Here is a 575-nt window from a genome sequence, read left to right as displayed (position 1 = left end):
GCGTCGAGGGCGCCTTCGGTGACGACGTCGCCGAGACCCAGGCGGCCGCCGGGCCGCAGTACCCGGAAGGTCTCGGCCAGCACGGCCGCTCGTCGCCGGACAGGTTGATCACACAGGTGGAGATGACGACGTCGACCGCGTGACCGGGCAGCGGGATCGCCTCGATCGCGCCGCACACGAACTCCACGTTGGTCGCGCCCGCCTCGCGGGCGTTGCGCCGGGCCAGCTCCACCATGTCGGCACCGGCGTCCAGGCCGTAGGCCTCGCCGTACGGCCCGACCCGGCGCGCCGACGACAAGACGCCGACGCCGCCCCCGGAGCCCAGATCGAGCACGGTCTCCCCCTCACGCAACTCGGCGACGGCGACCGGGGCGCCGCAGCCGAGACTGGCAGGCAGCGCGCCCTCGGGCAGTCCCACGGTGTCGTCGTAGCCGGCCGCGCCGAAACGACCCCGCTCGAAGGCCTCGGCGCCGCAGTCGGCGACGGTCTCACCGGCCAGCACCGCGCGGGCCAGGCCGGAGTAGCGGTCGACGACCTCGTCGTGTGCCATGGCGGGCTCCTACCGGCAGGCGGGC

The 575-nt window shown here is 75.1% G+C and carries 1 protein-coding gene; it reads right to left on the bottom strand.

Translation table 11 applies throughout. The features are described 5' to 3' along the window. On the bottom strand, positions 1-550 hold a 550-nt coding region (locus AC5L38_RS44375; protein WP_495248852.1), incomplete at its 3' end, for a methyltransferase domain-containing protein. Positions 551-575: the final 25 nt, after the last annotated feature.

This window comes from Streptosporangium nanhuense (assembly GCF_059358815.1).
This window is presented reverse-complemented; position numbering and strand designations above follow the sequence as displayed.